The organism is Kribbella sp. NPDC059898 (assembly GCF_042730855.1).
In the GTDB taxonomy this organism is placed as follows: Bacteria; Actinomycetota; Actinomycetes; order Propionibacteriales; family Kribbellaceae; genus Kribbella.
The window spans coordinates 271,636-285,952 of record NZ_JBHWKR010000001.1 but is presented as its reverse complement, the minus strand read 5'-3'; the positions used below and the strand labels follow the sequence as shown (position 1 = coordinate 285,952).

At 67.7% G+C, this 14,317-nt stretch carries 16 protein-coding genes; 3 read left to right on the top strand and 13 right to left on the bottom strand.

Annotation, left to right across the window (positions count from 1 at the left end):
• The first annotated feature begins 73 nt into the window (after positions 1–73).
• Positions 74–1,504 carry a pre-peptidase C-terminal domain-containing protein gene (locus ACFV9C_RS01425; RefSeq protein ID WP_380189830.1) on the top strand — a complete coding sequence of 477 codons (1,431 nt, stop codon included), beginning with the start codon at positions 74–76 and terminating at the stop codon, positions 1,502–1,504.
• A 69-nt stretch (positions 1,505–1,573) separates the two neighbouring features.
• Here ACFV9C_RS01425 and ACFV9C_RS01420 read toward each other — a convergent pair whose 3' ends face one another.
• Positions 1,574–1,996, bottom strand: coding sequence for a nuclear transport factor 2 family protein (locus ACFV9C_RS01420; RefSeq protein ID WP_380189828.1), 423 nt, complete (start codon positions 1,994–1,996; stop codon positions 1,574–1,576).
• Between the two features lie 96 nt (positions 1,997–2,092).
• On the opposite strand from ACFV9C_RS01420, the gene ACFV9C_RS01415 reads away from it, so the two are divergent.
• Positions 2,093–2,569, top strand: a complete 477-nt coding sequence (locus ACFV9C_RS01415; protein ID WP_380189826.1) for a MarR family winged helix-turn-helix transcriptional regulator — start codon at positions 2,093–2,095, stop codon at positions 2,567–2,569.
• Between the two features lie 6 nt (positions 2,570–2,575).
• Here the strand turns inward: ACFV9C_RS01415 and ACFV9C_RS01410 are convergent, their stop codons facing one another.
• The 11 genes from ACFV9C_RS01410 to ACFV9C_RS01360 all read right to left on the bottom strand — a co-directional run bounded on the left by ACFV9C_RS01410 (position 2,576) and on the right by ACFV9C_RS01360 (position 10,429).
• The gene (locus tag ACFV9C_RS01410) at positions 2,576–3,721 is read right to left on the bottom strand and encodes a M20 family metallopeptidase (RefSeq protein ID WP_380189824.1); all 1,146 of its coding nucleotides are present in this window, start codon (positions 3,719–3,721) and stop codon (positions 2,576–2,578) included.
• 151 nt (positions 3,722–3,872) lie between these two features.
• Positions 3,873–4,850, bottom strand: coding sequence for a hypothetical protein (locus ACFV9C_RS01405; RefSeq protein ID WP_380189822.1), 978 nt, complete (start codon positions 4,848–4,850; stop codon positions 3,873–3,875).
• Positions 4,851–4,910: 60 nt separating this feature from the next.
• On the bottom strand, positions 4,911–5,339 hold the full coding sequence (locus ACFV9C_RS01400; RefSeq protein ID WP_380189820.1) for a hypothetical protein: 429 nt from the start codon (positions 5,337–5,339) through the stop codon (positions 4,911–4,913).
• 103 nt (positions 5,340–5,442) lie between these two features.
• Positions 5,443–5,883, bottom strand: a complete 441-nt coding sequence (locus ACFV9C_RS01395) for a hypothetical protein (RefSeq protein WP_380189818.1) — start codon at positions 5,881–5,883, stop codon at positions 5,443–5,445.
• Between the two features lie 60 nt (positions 5,884–5,943).
• Complete coding sequence (locus ACFV9C_RS01390; protein ID WP_380189816.1) at positions 5,944–6,165, bottom strand: hypothetical protein; 222 nt, start codon at positions 6,163–6,165, stop codon at positions 5,944–5,946.
• Positions 6,166–6,168: 3 nt separating this feature from the next.
• Positions 6,169–7,074, bottom strand: a complete 906-nt coding sequence (locus ACFV9C_RS01385; RefSeq protein ID WP_380189814.1) for a hypothetical protein — start codon at positions 7,072–7,074, stop codon at positions 6,169–6,171.
• Positions 7,071–7,253, bottom strand: coding sequence for a hypothetical protein (locus ACFV9C_RS01380; RefSeq protein ID WP_380189812.1), 183 nt, complete (start codon positions 7,251–7,253; stop codon positions 7,071–7,073). The genes ACFV9C_RS01385 and ACFV9C_RS01380 overlap by 4 nt, the downstream gene beginning before the upstream one ends.
• An 86-nt stretch (positions 7,254–7,339) precedes the next feature.
• Positions 7,340–8,170, bottom strand: a complete 831-nt coding sequence (locus ACFV9C_RS01375) for a DUF72 domain-containing protein (protein ID WP_380189810.1) — start codon at positions 8,168–8,170, stop codon at positions 7,340–7,342.
• Between the two features lie 2 nt (positions 8,171–8,172).
• Complete coding sequence (locus ACFV9C_RS01370; protein ID WP_380189808.1) at positions 8,173–8,709, bottom strand: GNAT family N-acetyltransferase; 537 nt, start codon at positions 8,707–8,709, stop codon at positions 8,173–8,175.
• Positions 8,710–8,768: 59 nt separating this feature from the next.
• Positions 8,769–9,848, bottom strand: a complete 1,080-nt coding sequence (locus ACFV9C_RS01365; protein ID WP_380189806.1) for an inositol-3-phosphate synthase — start codon at positions 9,846–9,848, stop codon at positions 8,769–8,771.
• A complete protein-coding gene (locus ACFV9C_RS01360; RefSeq protein ID WP_131284360.1) occupies positions 9,845–10,429 on the bottom strand; it encodes a PadR family transcriptional regulator in 585 nt (194 codons plus the stop codon). Before ACFV9C_RS01360 ends, ACFV9C_RS01365 begins: the two co-directional genes overlap by 4 nt.
• Before the next feature lie 214 nt (positions 10,430–10,643).
• Here ACFV9C_RS01360 and ACFV9C_RS01355 point away from each other — a divergent pair, with 214 nt between their 5' ends.
• The gene (locus ACFV9C_RS01355; RefSeq protein ID WP_380189803.1) at positions 10,644–12,140 is read left to right on the top strand and encodes a short-chain fatty acid transporter; all 1,497 of its coding nucleotides are present in this window, start codon (positions 10,644–10,646) and stop codon (positions 12,138–12,140) included.
• Here ACFV9C_RS01355 and ACFV9C_RS01350 read toward each other — a convergent pair.
• Positions 12,130–14,214, bottom strand: a complete 2,085-nt coding sequence (locus tag ACFV9C_RS01350) for a family 43 glycosylhydrolase (RefSeq protein ID WP_380189801.1) — start codon at positions 14,212–14,214, stop codon at positions 12,130–12,132. The genes ACFV9C_RS01355 and ACFV9C_RS01350 overlap by 11 nt on opposite strands.
• Positions 14,215–14,317: the final 103 nt, after the last annotated feature.

Below are 14,317 nucleotides of genomic sequence, written 5' to 3'. Positions count from 1 at the left end.
CCACCGAGATCGACGGCTCCGGGTCTGTTGTCCGGGGGGATCCGCCCGCGGGGGGACGTGAGGAGGAACCCGTATGAACAGAATCCGCCGCGCCGGCGCACTCGCATGTGCCGGCGCTGTCGCCTTCGGAGGGCTGGCTGTCGCGCTCGGCAGCCAGGCCGATGCGCAACAGACGCCGATCGACCAGCTGCTGTCCCAGCCGGTGGTCGGCAGCCAGGCACTCGGAAAGGTGCAGTCGCGGCTGGCTGAGGTCGCCGTACACAACGGACTGCCCACCGACCAGCTCCGGCAGATCCTGGCCACCGACAAGACCGCGTGGCTCGATGCCGACAGCAAGTTGTTCTACCGCGAGCCCGGGCTGACCGCGCCGCAGAAGGCGGCCGAGGCCTCGCCGCGGTGGGCGCGTACGGCGGTGGCCGGCGCGACAGGTCCGGCGTTCGAGCTGCACAGCAAGCCCAGTTCGAACCGGGTCATCTACCTGGACTTCGACGGGCACACGATCACCGGTACGGCGTGGAACGCGTCGAAGGGCGTGGATCCGGTCAACGTGTCGGCGTACGACACCGACGGCGATCCGTCGAGTTTCAGCACGGCCGAGCAGGACGTCGTCCACGAGACGTGGGCCCGGGTCGCGGAGGACTACGCGCCGTTCGACGTGGACGTGACGACGCAGGAACCGTCGGCGGCCGCGATCGACCGGTCGGGAGCCTCTGACCAGCAGTACGGAACGCGGGTGCTGATCGACCCGGACACCTGGTACCAATCGGGCTGCGGTTGCGGCGGCGTGGCGTACGTCGGGGTGTACGACAACTCCTCGCAGCACGCGTACTACCAGCCGGCGCTGGTGTTCACGAAGGGTGTCGGCACCGGCGCGAAGAACCTGGCCGAGGCGGCATCGCACGAGGCAGGCCACACGGTCGGACTGTCGCACGACGGCACGTCGACGGTCGGGTACTACCAGGGCCACGGCGCCTGGGCCCCGATCATGGGCGTCGGGTACTACCGCGGCATCAGCCAGTGGAGCAAGGGCGAGTACGCCGACGCGAACAACAAGGAAGACGATTTCGCGGTCGTCGGCACCCACGGCCTTGCTCTGCGCGCCGACGAGGCGGGCGACACGACTGCTGACGCTGCCGCGCTGACCGTCGGCACTCCGGTCTCCGGGATCATCGCGGCCGAGGACGACACCGACGTGTACCGCGTCGATGTGAGTGCTGCGGGCAACTACACCGCGACGGCGAGCCCGGCCGCGGTCGGCGGCAACCTGGACATCAAGCTCGACCTGCTGGACGGCTCCGGCGCGGTCGTCGCCTCGAACGACCCGGCCTCCGGCCAGAGCGACGCCGGTACGCCGACGGGCCTCGGCGCGAGTGTTACCGGCACCCTCCAGCCGGGTACGTACTACCTGCGGATCGACAACGTCGGGTACGGCGATCCGCTGAACACGGGGTACTCCACCTACGGCAGCCGCGGCGCCTACACGCTCGGCATCTCGCCGTCCTGAATCCCTGTGGCTGGTCGATCTTCTGGCGGATCGACCAGCCGCAGGCCTTTAGATCGCCCGCTCCAGTCTCTAGATGGCCCGCTCCAGCGGGGCGGTCAGCGACTGCGGGGCGATCTCCAACCGGTCGAACCGCCAGCCGCCGGGCGTCCGCCGCGCTCCGTAGTAGTGAATCGCGGCAGCGATCTCCTCGGTCATGTCGTGGCGGACGAGTACCGCGAGGTCGTTCGCCCGCACGGTCGCGCTGTCGCCGTCGAGCTCGATCACCAGGTTGGACTTGTTGTGCAGGGTACGGACGTAGGCGTCGTGACCCTTGCGGGCGAGCTGGACGAGCGCTTCGATACCGGCGGCCTCGCCGCGGAGCGACTTCACCACGACGTCGTCGGTGAACAGCTGGTCGCTCTCGTCGTACCGCAGTTCGTCGATCCACAGGCTGTGCCGGGCGACCAGCTCGGCGAGCTCGCCGCGGTCGATGAGTTCGCGGAGGTCGGTCATGGTCGGACTCCTTAATGGTTAGGCTGACTAACATTGGCGTCGCCAATGAATATAGATCGTTAGTCCGCCTAACGCAATAGGCGTACGCTGTGCCGCATGGACGACGATCTCCGGTTCGATCACGGCGACCAGACGCCCGAGCGGCTGAAGGCGCAGCTGTCCCGTCTGGTCGGGATGACCGCGGCCCAGACGCAGCGCGTTTCCAGTGAGGCGCTCCGCGCGATCGGCGCCCACAAGGACCATTTCGTCGTACTCGCGGCGCTCGCCGAGTTCGGGCCGGCGAGCCAGGCGGCGGTCGCGGGGCGGGCGCGCGTCTACAAGAGCGACCTGGTCGCGGTCCTCAACGAACTCTCGGACAGCGGCTGGATCCGCCGCGCTCCGGACCCGACCGACAAGCGTCGCAACGTCATCACGATCACTCCCGCCGGCTCTGCCCGGTTAGTGGAGCTCGACACCGTCCTGTCCGCGGTCAACAACCACATCACTGCGCCCCTGACCGCGGACGAACGCACTCAGCTCTTCACTCTCCTGACCCGAGTCAACGACCACCTCTCCGCCTCGCCCAACCTCTGAGCTGCGTCAGGCCGGGATCAGGTGGCGAGCGGCCAGCTCAGCCAGCGCAGCCGCGTTGTCGCCGAGGACCGCGTCGTCGAACCGCACCACACTGGAGTGATTCGACGGAGCCTCGCCCGCGGCCACATCGTCCGGCCGTGCGCCCACCATCGTGAACGTTCCCGGCACCTCCCGGAGCACCATCGAGAAGTCCTCAGCACCCATCAACGGGTTTGCCAGCTGCTCCACCCGCTCGGCGCCGAACAACCCGGTCAACACATCGGTCGTCTCCGCCGTACGTCCGGCATCGTTCACTGTCACCGGGTACTGCGGGTTCAGCTGCGCGTCGACGGTACAGCCGTGCGCGGCCGCGATCCGCTCCGCCAGCGCTGGGAGGTCGCGGGTCAGCTGCTCGAGCATCGCCTCGGACAGCGTCCGCACCGTCGCGCCGAGGCGGGCCGAGTTCGGGATGACGTTGATCGCGACGCCGGCCTCGAGCTGCGTCACGGTGACCACCACCGGGTCGAACACGTCCACCCGCCGCGTCACGTACGCCTGCAACGCCAGCACGATCTCCGCCACCACCGGCACCGGATCCACCGTCGTCGCCGGCATCGACCCATGCCCACCCTTGCCGTACACGGTGATGTGCAGCTGGTTCGAACTTGCCATCATCGTCCCCGGCCGCAACTGGAACACCCCCTTCGCGGCCTGCGCCCAGACATGCAACGCGTACGCCGCGACCGGCTTCTCACCCGCCGCCTCCAGCAGCCCTTCGCGCAGCATGTACCCGGCCCCACCGAGTCCTTCCTCGCCGGGCTGGAACATGAAGATCACGTTCCCGTGCAGCTCCTCCCGACGCGCACTCAGCAACCGGGCCGCACCGACCAGCCCCGCCGTGTGCAGATCGTGGCCGCAGGCATGCATGTTCCCGTTCTCCGCCGCGTACTCGAGCCCCGTCTCCTCAACCACCGGCAACGCATCCATATCCCCCCGCAACAACACCGTCGGCCCCGGCGCCCCACCCCGCAACACCCCAACCACCGACGTCACCTCACGCCCAGTACGCACCTCCAACGGCAACCCCGCCAACGCATCCATCACCACCTCCTGAGTCCCCGGCAACACCAACCCCACCTCAGGCACCCGATGCAAAACCCGCCGCAACTCCACCAACCCACCCAAAACCCCCACACCCGCACCAACAAACCCCACAACCAACCTCCATTCCCATCAACGCCAACCTGCCCGCCACCGTACCCATGCCGCCGGGTGGTGTGGTGAACGGTGAGAGTTCATCGACGACCTGGATCGAGGGATGCGGTCAGTCGGCTATCCCTCGCGGTGGTGTGGTCGGCCTGACGCTTCGGCTCTCGGGGCGGCGGTCGTCCGGTTCTGCGGGCCGACTGGCGCCGGACTCTCGCTGAGGTAGGGCCGTCGGCGGAATGCTCGACCCGAGGCCGGCGTCGAGGCTCCGACGCAGATCCTGGTTGTTGTTCCAGTACTCCAGCAGCTCTGATATCCGCGCATCTGCACGACTCACTGCATCGGCGCCGGCGAGCGAGGCCAGCCGCCGGTCCAGCGGGTCCTGCGGATCGCAGTCCTCGATCTGCGCGAAGGGCTGTTCCATGTCCGCCACGAGTTCGTCGAGAGTTCGAGCACGCGCTTGCTCGGGCAGCGCCGATCGCAACGTGCTGTCGTACAGCATTTCAGCCGCGACGCGCAGCTTGTTCTCGGAGTTGACGACGGCCATACGCCGAATCACCTCGGCTTCGGCGACCCCCGTACGGTCGGCGACCCCGGCTGCGAAGCTGTCGATCGCCGGCACCCATTGGCCGTACGCATTGTCGGTCTCGACCGATGTGATCCCGGGAGCGACCGCTTCCAGACCGAGCTCGTCGATGTACTGGTCGAGCAGGTTCTGGGCGGCCCGCTCGGTGGTGGCTTCCTCGACGACCTTGTTTCCAGGACGCTTGAAGGCGTCGAACCCCATCGCGTGGGAGGTACCGCGTTCCGCGAGCAGGTGGATGTTCTCGTGCAGTACCAGCCGAACGACGTCGCGGTACCGGCGCAGTTTGTAGTCGCTGTGGTCGGAGCCCGCACGATCGAACATCTCCTGGAGCGTGTCTACTACCTCCTCGCGGTGGTAGTAGATGGTGTGATCCCAGTCGGCGACCCCGTGCCGCTGGTCGCCGTCGGGGAAGTACTTCCAGGTGCCCGTCCAGGACGAATGATGCGCACCGGCGACCTTGACGGCAGCCGCAGCCTGCTGCCGGAACAGCTCACGAACGTCAGCAACCACCGGCGCCGACCGATCCTCGCCGTCGCGCTGTCAGCCGGTCGACTCGCGTGGTCGACAAGATCATTGATCCGGTCCGGAGGACGCCGTCATCTCAAGAGAGCTGGCCAACATCGAGAGCGGCTCGGTGAGGGCGATGATCCGGCGCCGTTCCTCGGGAGACGTGTCCTTGGCGATGGCGCCGATCTCCTCGATGGCAGCGCGGATCTGGTTGATGCGATCTCGAATTGTTCCCGCCGCCTGGTTGGCGCGGCGTTGCGCCCTGATCGCCGCTGCCATCGCCTCGGAGACGGCAGGCGTGTCCCGCTCCTGTGCGGCCGCATTGTCGAGCGACTTGATCAGGCCGACCGTCCGCGCGCGGTCGGACTCCGGCTGAACATCATCAGCCGCCGCCCGCAGACGCTCGACCTCAGCCGCGAACCCATCCGCATCCAGCGAGCGAGCCGTCTGCAGCAGTTGCCGGTACTGAGACTCAAAGGTCTTGTAGTCCATAGCCCGAGTCTCCCAGACCATCACTACCTGAAACGGTTATCCACAGCGATGCCCGACCCGATGCGGCTACTCGTCCCGGTCGATCGCCAACTCAGCTGTTCCTTCAACTCGCGCGATAGCCGGGGTGGGTGGGGTCGTTGTGGATACGGATGGACTCGATGTCCATTGCCAGTGGTTCGCTGAGGTGGTGGATGCGGCTCGCTTCAGCTCCATCCACCGTTGTGGAAATCCGGTAGATCTCGGCCATGGCGGCCTCGAGGAGCTTGATGCGCTCTTCCGGGGTGCCCTTGCTGAGGAAGGCTCTCGACTGGACGCGGATCGCGGCTGCCATCTCGTTCGACATCGGCGGGGCCTTGTAGTTCAAGACCCGCTCGAAGGACCTCAGACTCCGTTCGGCACGCTCCCGGCCGGCCTCCGGCTCGACCGTCGGGATCAGACCGCGCAGCCGTTCGACCTCGGCCCACACGTCCTCCTCGGAGATCGACTTGGCCATCACCGCGTCGGCCAGGCGCTCCTCGTCCTGCTTGTACGTTGTGAAGTCCATGGCACCCAGTATCGAGTGCGATGGCCTCACCCGCGCGGAGCTGTGAGGCGGGCCGGTGAGTCAGGTGTGGTCGGAGGTGGTCCGTGGGTTGGGTCGTTCGGCGGCGATTGCTTGGTCGAGGGGGGCTATTAGGCGGGTGGCGCGTAGGCGGTCGGACTTGGGGTGGAGGGTGGTTGCGAGGGTTCGTAGGCGGTTGGCTTCGGTGGTGAGTTGGGTTGTGGTCAGGGACTCGATCGAGATGAGGAGGTGGCGGTACTCGGCTTGGAAGGCTTTGTAGTCCATTGGTTATCTCGTCAGTTCTGGGATGCGGGTGGGTGGGCGGAGGGGAGTGGTGGGGGTGGAGGTGACCGCGGTTGGGCGTGGGGTGGCGAGGCCTGAGAGGGCTGTGTAGGTGGATTCGGCGGTGTGGATTTGCTGGTTGAGGTGGGTCAGGAGGTTTTGGGCGATGAGGTGGGACTTGGTGGTGGCCTCGTTGGGGGAGGTGAGTTCGTAGGTGGCCAGGTGGGAGACGCCGGTGCGGAGGAGAGACTCGAGGGTGGAGCGGGTGGTGGCGCCTGGGGGCTCCAGGGTGGGGAGGCGGGTGGAGTTGTAGAGGCTGTCGACCAGGACGGGGAACTGGCCGGCGGCGGTTTGGCGGTTGAGGGTGGCGAGGGTGTGACCGGGTGGATAGCCGTTGCGGGCGTCGAGGTCGGTGGTCAGGTCGCGGACGGCGGGGACGAAGGCGGGGTAGTAGCCGCCGGAGCTGACGGAGTCGATGCCGGGGGCAACCTTGTCGATGCCGAGGCGGTGGATGTACTCGTCGAGGTGGTCCTGGGCCCAGGCTTCGGTGACGCCCTCCTCCAGTTCACGGCTGCCGAGTTTGAGGAAGCCTTCGCGGGCGGCGTCCTGACTGGCGCCGGACGGGCCGAGGAAATGGGCGTGTTCGTGGAGGATGGTTGCCAGCGATTCCTTGTAGGCGAGCAGGACCGGCGGCGCGTGGTACTCGCCGGCGTGCTCGTACAGGTGCTGGAGCGGCTCCAGGATCGCCTCGCGGTCGAGGTACAGTGTGCCGTCCCAGTGGGCGAGGCCGAGCATCGCGCTCGAGGTCGCGACCACGCCTCCGTTCCAGGCGGACTGGTCGGCGCCGGCGAGTTCGCGGGCGGTCTCGCCGCTGATCGTGAGCAGCTCGCCGAGCGATTCCGGCGTACTCACGAGCGCATCGCGAGCGCGAGCCGGGTGAGGGAATCGGCGGCGCGGCGGTATCTGGTCTGCTCGTGGGGATCGTCGGCGGTCGCCGCGAGGCGGCTGAGCTCGGTGATCAGCCAGTCGTTGCGGGCGCGCCGCTCCGCGCGGGCGTCGGTGCAGGCTGTGGGGTCGGTCGAGTGCTCCATGGGTTGTCCTCCCGAGTCGTGAAGTCGGCGGAGAACATACGGAGATCGACGCCGTTTTTACGGGGGACTTTTGGAGCTGTGGATAACTAGAACAGCGTGGGCGGCTCGGTTTCGACGGGTGCCGGGAGCGGGGCCAGGCTGGGCATGGCCGCGGCGACGGTCGCGTGGAAGCGGCGGGCGAGGTTGAGCGCCTCGGCGTTGTCAGGCGTGTGCAGGAAGATCGTCGGTGAGCGGCCTTCGGAGAGCCAGTTCACGACCAGTTCGACGAGGTACGCCCAGCCGTCGACGGTCTCGTCGACTGAGTCGCGGCCGATGTAGCGGACGATCGGGTACCCGGTCAGCGCGCGGGTACGGCGGGCGACGCGCGGCTTCTTCATCCACGCGTCGCGCTCGGCGAAGCTGGTCGGGCGACGCGAGAACAGCGTGCCGGTGTCGAACGGGATCCACTCCGCCTGAGCGCGGGCGAGCACCCGCTCGAGGTTTCCAGCCGCGCCGGCGTCCTCGAAGAACGCGCGATGCCGGACCTCCACGGCGTACCGATGAGCAGCGGGCGCCTTGTGCAGGAAGGCGGCCAGCGTGCCGAGGTCGGTGGGGGAGAACGCGGCCGGCAGTTGGATCCAGACCGCGTGGTTGCGCGGGCCGAGCGGTTCGATCGCGCTCAGGAAGGCGCGGAGTTCGGCGTCGACGTTGGTGAGCCGGCGTTCGTGCGTGATGACCTGCGGCAACTTCACCACGAACCGGAAGTCGGGCGGCGTCTGCGCGGCCCAGTTCTCGACCGCGGAGCGGGACGGCGTCGCGTAGAAGGTCGTGTTGCTCTCGACCGCATTGCACCACGAGGCGTACGACCGCAGCTTGTCCCGCGACGGCTGCTCCCAGGCGGCATGCGTCCACTGTGCGCATCCGACGTGCAGCAGCATGGCTACAACCTTCGCACGTACTGCCGACAGATATGCACCCGTCCGAACCGCTCCCGCATCGCCGCCTCGGCCGAGATCGGCGCCTGCAGGAACGCGGTCACCACCCGGTCCACGCCCTCCGGCGCCACGAGGCCTTCGTCCGACCAGGTCTTGTAGACATGGAGATACCGGAACTCCTCGGCGAACCCGGACCGCTGGTACCACGCGTTCGCGCCCGCATCCCCGCGCGTCCACGCATCCAGTACGTCGACCGACAACCGCGGAAGCACCGCATCGAGAAGCCGCGTCGCCAGACCGCGACGCTGATGATCGGGGTGGATCGCGAGTACGGCGATGGTCGCGCGGTCCGGGAAGATCTCGACGTCCATCAACCCGACGACCGCGCCGTGGTCGACGGCGACGAGCCGGTGGGCGAGGTTCGAGAACGTCGGACGCTCGACGACCACGTCGTCGAAGTACTCGGTCGGGAAGAAGCTCAGCAGGCGGCAGCGCAGCCAGCTGTCGGCGTCGGAGTCGCGGTACTCACGGATCTCGGTCATCCGGCGCCATGATGGCACGCCGCCCCGGTCTCCCAGGGCGGCGTGTCGTTACGACCGGGTCAGCGCTCGACCTCGCCGCGGATGAACTTCTCGACAAGGTCGCGGCAGACGTCGTCGGCGTACTGCTCCGGCGGCGACTTCATGAAGTACGACGACGCGGACAGGATCGGGCCGCCGATGCCGCGGTCCTTGGCGATCTTGGCGGCGCGGATCGCGTCGATGATGATGCCGGCCGAGTTCGGCGAGTCCCAGACCTCGAGCTTGTACTCCAGCGACAGCGGTACGTCGCCGAAGTTGCGGCCCTCGAGCCGGATGAAGGCCCACTTGCGGTCGTCCAGCCAGGCCACGTAGTCCGACGGGCCGATGTGCACGTTGCGGGGGTCGATCTCGTCGTGCAGCTGCGAGGTGACGGACTGGGTCTTGCTGATCTTCTTCGACTCCAGGCGCTCGCGCTCGAGCATGTTCTTGAAGTCCATGTTGCCGCCGACGTTCAGCTGGTACGTGCGGTCCACGGTGACGCCGCGGTCCTCGAACAGCTTGGTCAGCACGCGGTGCGTGATGGTGGCGCCGATCTGCGACTTGATGTCGTCGCCGACGATCGGCAGGCCGGCCGCCTCGAACTTGTCCGCCCACTCCTTGGTGCCGGCGATGAACACCGGCAGCGCGTTCACGAACGCGACACCCGCGTCGATCGCGCACTGCGCGTAGAACTTCGCCGCCTGCTCCGATCCGACCGGCAGGTAGCAGACGAGTACGTCGACCTGCGCCTCGCGCAGCGCCGCCACCACATCGACCGGCGAGGCGTCGGACTCGGTGATGGTCTCGCGGTAGTACTTGCCGAGGCCGTCGAGGGTGTGACCGCGCTGCACCGTGATGCCGGTCGGCGGTACGTCGCAGATCTTGATCGTGTTGTTCTCGCTGGCGCCGATCGCGTCGGCGAGGTCCAGGCCGACCTTCTTGCCGTCGACGTCGAACGCCGCGACGAACTCGACGTCGCGCACGTGGTACTCGCCGAACACGACGTGCATCAGACCCGGGACACGCTCCTCGGGCTTGGCGTCGCGGTAGTAGTGCACGCCCTGGACGAGCGAGCTTGCGCAGTTGCCGACGCCGACGATCGCCACTCGGATCGAGGTCATCTGGAATCTCCTTGGGTAGGCGGATGGTGCTGGTCAGGGGGCCGCTGTTGGCGCCGCTCGCCGTCGATCAACTCGTTCAGCCAGCGGACCTCGCGCTCGGCCGACTCCAGGCCGTGCCGTTGCAGCTCGAGGGTGTAGGCGTCGACCCGCTCCGCCGTCCGGCTCATCGCCGCCCGGAAGTTGGCCAGCCGCTCCTCCATCCGGGCCCTGCGGCCCTCGAGGATGCGCAACCGGGTGGCCGGATCGGTCCGGCCGAAGAACGAGAAGCGGACGCCGAAGGTGTCGTCCTCCCAGGCCGACGGACCGGCTTCGTGCATCGCGTGCGCGAAGTAGTCCTTGCCGTCGGCGGTGATCGTGTAGACGATCTTGGGCCGGCGACCCGACTCCGGCGTCCCGGGGTCGGCCGTGATCAGCCCGTTGCGGAGCATCGCCTTCAGGCACGGGTAGAGCGAACCGAACGACAGCACGCGTCCCCACCCGAACTGGGCGTTGACGCGCTTGCGGAGCTCGTAACCGTGCATCGGCGCTTCGTGCAGCAGACCGAGTACGGCGAGCTCGAGGACCCCACTGCGGTTTCCCATGACTCACCTCCCACGGTCTAGTTTGTCATGACCTGATGTATCGGTTCGATACATCGTGCCGCCACTGTAAGCAGACCCGCTGCCTGTGGACAACTCTTGACAAAGACGACCTTTGTCACCCCTCGACCCCGCCGCGCCGGGAAAGCTGTTATGTCAGGCGCCGAGCTGCGTTAATCGAATGACACCCAGCGTCGTAGCCCGGGAGCGGAGGGTAATGACAGACGGTCATGGGAAGCACGCCCGATCCGAGGTCGAGGCCGAGGGCGTGCTCGCCCGGCTGGCCCTGCGGTTCACCGCGTTCACCGAGAAGTGGCTCCCGGACGCGTTCGGGTTCGTCCTGGTCGGCACCTTCGTGGTGCTGCTGTTCGGCCTGGTCACGGGCGAGCCGCTGCTGAGGCGCCCCGACGACCCGGCCGCGACCAAGGGCTATGGGATGGTCGATGCCTGGGGCATCGGGTTCTGGTCGCTGATCACGTTCACCCTGCAGATGGCGATGATCATCATCGGCGGGTACGCCGTCGCCACCAGCGGCCCGATCGCCCGGTTGATCACCCGGCTCGCGCGGATCCCGAAGAGCCCGCGGAGCGCCGTCGCCTTCGTCGCCGCGGTCGCGATGCCGGCGTCGTACCTGAACTGGGCCTTCAGTCTGATCTTCGCCGCGATCCTGGCCCGCGAGGTGGCCCGGAACGTGCCGAAGGCGGACTATCGCGCGCTCGGCGCGATGGCATTCCTCGGTCTCGGAACCGTGTGGGCGCAGGGGTTGTCGGGCTCGGCCGCGTTGCAGGTCGCGAGTGCGAGCAGCAGCCCGCCGCCGGTGCAGGAGGTCATCAAGGCGGCCGGTCACGCCAGTGGCCTGATCCCACTCAGCGACACGATCTTCACCTGGCAGGCGGTCGTCGCGACGTTGATCGTGTACGTCGTCGGCGTCGCGATGGCGTGGTTCATCGCGCCGGGCGAAGGCGGTGCGCGGACCGCGGAGGACATCGGCATCGAGCTCAAACCGTTGATCGGGCGCGGATCGGCGTACAACGGAAAGCAGGGCAACGGTCAACGGCAGGAGAAGCGCAGGCCTGGCGACTGGCTCGAGCATTCGCCGGTGTTCAGCCTGCTGATCGTGCTGCTCGGTGCCGTCTACTTGGTGCGCTACTTCGACGGGAAGAACTTCTTCAACGCGCTCGACCTGAACACGGTCAACCTGGTGCTGTTCCTGCTCGCGATGCTGTTGCACTGGCGCCCGTGGCGGATGGCGCGCGCGGTTCGGGACGGTGCCCCGGCGGCGGCCGGCGTACTGCTCCAGTTCCCCTTGTACGGCGGGATCTTCGGGATGATCGCGTACACCGGGATCTCCGGGCGCCTGGCCGGCTGGCTGGTGCACGCGAGCAGTCAGTTCCTGTTCCCGCCGCTGGTCGCGATCTACTCGTGCGTCCTCGGCATCTTCGTCCCCAGCGGCGGCAGCAAGTGGGTGATCGAGGCGCCGTACGTCCTGCAGGCCGCGAACACGCTGCACGTGGACGCTGGCTGGATGGTTGTCGTGTACGACCTCGGGGAGGCGAGCGCCAACCTGCTGCAACCGTTCTGGATGCTGCCGACGCTCGCCATCCTCGGTCTCAAGGCCCGGGACATCATGGGCTACACGTTCACGATGTTCCTGGCCTGTTTCCCCGCCGCCCTGATCGCCGTGACGCTACTCGCGCCGCACGTCACCTCATGACTCTGAAGTAGTCGAACTGCGCGGTCGCCTTGCCGAACTGCGCTTCCGTCTGCACCGACGAGCCCTGTGACACGAGGCCGATCCGGGGCGTCGTACCGGCGGGCAGTGTCCACGCCGCGCCCCACACCCAGTGCTTCCCGTCGGTGCTGGATGCCGCGCGGTACCTGTGCTCGCCGGTCTGCGGTACGACGTCGTGCGCCAGCCGCAACCAGGTCGTCTCGGCCGGCGGGCCGATCATCGCACCGCCGAACGTGACCACCGACGGAGCGCCGGCCGGGGTGAACCGCATCCGCTTGCCGAACTCGATGAACCGGCCGGTGCCTCCGGCAACATGATCGAGCCGCATCCAGTTCTCGTCGTCGAGGTAGACCAGCAGACCTGCCTGCTGATAGTTCCGGACCGTGTCGGTGCCGACGTCGAGGTGCAGCTTGGTCTCCACCACGAAGTTGCCGGTCGGCTGGTCGCGGAGCAGCAATGAGGCCTTGGCCGCGGTGTTGTTGTCGGTGAGGTCGTTGGCCTCGGTCTTCCACTGCAGTGCGCCGTTGGTGACGGCGGCGTCCGGGCTGACGTTGCGCCAGGTCCAGCCGGCACCCAGTCCGTTGGTGAACTCGTCCGAGTACTGCGCGTCTACCCTGCCGATGCGTGGTGTCGGGGCTGCGCGGGTGACGGGCGTATAGAGAGGTGCGACTGAGAAGTTGGCCGCACCGCCCACGGGCGCTGCTGGTCCGCCGCCGAGTGCAGGCAGTTGCACTGTCGCTAACGGATCGCCCAGGCGGTCCTCACTGAACTCTGCGGTCGCCTGGCCACCGCGCAGCTCCAGTGCGATAGTCCCCGGCACATCGAGCGGCACAGGCATGCTACGGCTGAAGCCGGCTCGGTTGGTCACCTTGAGGCTGCCCTGGCTCAGTACAGCTGTCATACCGTGAGCGGAGACGCCTTGGCCAGCGCCTGTGACGTCTGCTTCGGTCCGTACGTTGCCGGCCGTTGTTGTAGACGTGGTGACGGGTGAGACTTTGCTGGACTCGCTAGGCCCGGTGCCGGCGTTGACTTCCGGCCAGCCGTCGATCCAGTCCAGTCGGTCGAGCAGCATCGGCCGGAGCAGCCAGCCGTTGCTGTTCGTCACGAACGGATCGGTGCGGTCGACAGCGTGGTACGCGAGCCATTGCTGGCCGCTGAGGTCCGTGACGACCGACGAGTGGCCGGTGCCGACCCAGCGGTTGCCGTTCGACGCCACTACCGGTGTGCCGCCGGTACGGGACGCGTTGAGGTCGTTGCCGTAGCGGTCGAGGAACGGGCCGAGCGGGCTGCGCGACCGCCCGGCGAACACGGCGTATCCGGTGGTCGGGCCGGCGCAGCAGTTCGAGGAGGAGCCGAAGAGGTAGTAGTACCCGTCGTGCTTCACGACGTACGGGCCCTCGAAGCGGTCGCGGGCGACGTCGGTGACCGCTCCGACCGTACGGAGGCCGTCAGGCGTCAGTCGTACGGCGTGGATGCCGCCGTTGTAGCTGCCCCAGTACAGGTACCGCGTACCGTCCGAGTCGGTGAACTCGGCCGGGTCGATGGTCCACTGGAATCCACCGCCCGCGGCCGGGCGCGGCGCGACCACCGGTGCGCCGGAGTCGGTCCACGGGCCGGCCGGTGTCGGCGCGGTGGCCGCGCCGATCGCGTAATCCCAGTCGCCCGGGGTCGTCGTGGTGTTCGGGACGGTGAAGTACAGGACGTACTTCCCATCGATGTAGCGGATGTCCGGCGCCCAGAACCCGCTGTTCGGGTCGGCCCAGCTCGGCCGATTGGTCCCGTTGAAGACCGAGCCGACCTTCTCCCAATGGGTGAGGTCGCGGGAACGGGCGATCTTGTACGAGTCGCCGTCGTGCCCGTCCTTCGCGTACGGGCCGCCGGTCGAGTACGCGTACCACCAGCCGTCCCGTCCCTTGATCATCGAAGGGTCGGGGAAGTCGGCGGAGTACCCGGCGGTGACGGCATTCGTGTAGCCCACGGCCGGCGGGGCCGCGGCATGGCTGACCGAGGAGACGAGCAGCGTCAGGCCCGCTGCGAGCAGTGAGAGGCGGATCACATCCCCAGGGAACCGGATGCTTCCAACGTTGTAAAGGCTCTATCTGAGAGTTTGCCTGGACCACTTTCGCCAGGTCGGCCGGGGATTGCTAGCATCCTGTGCG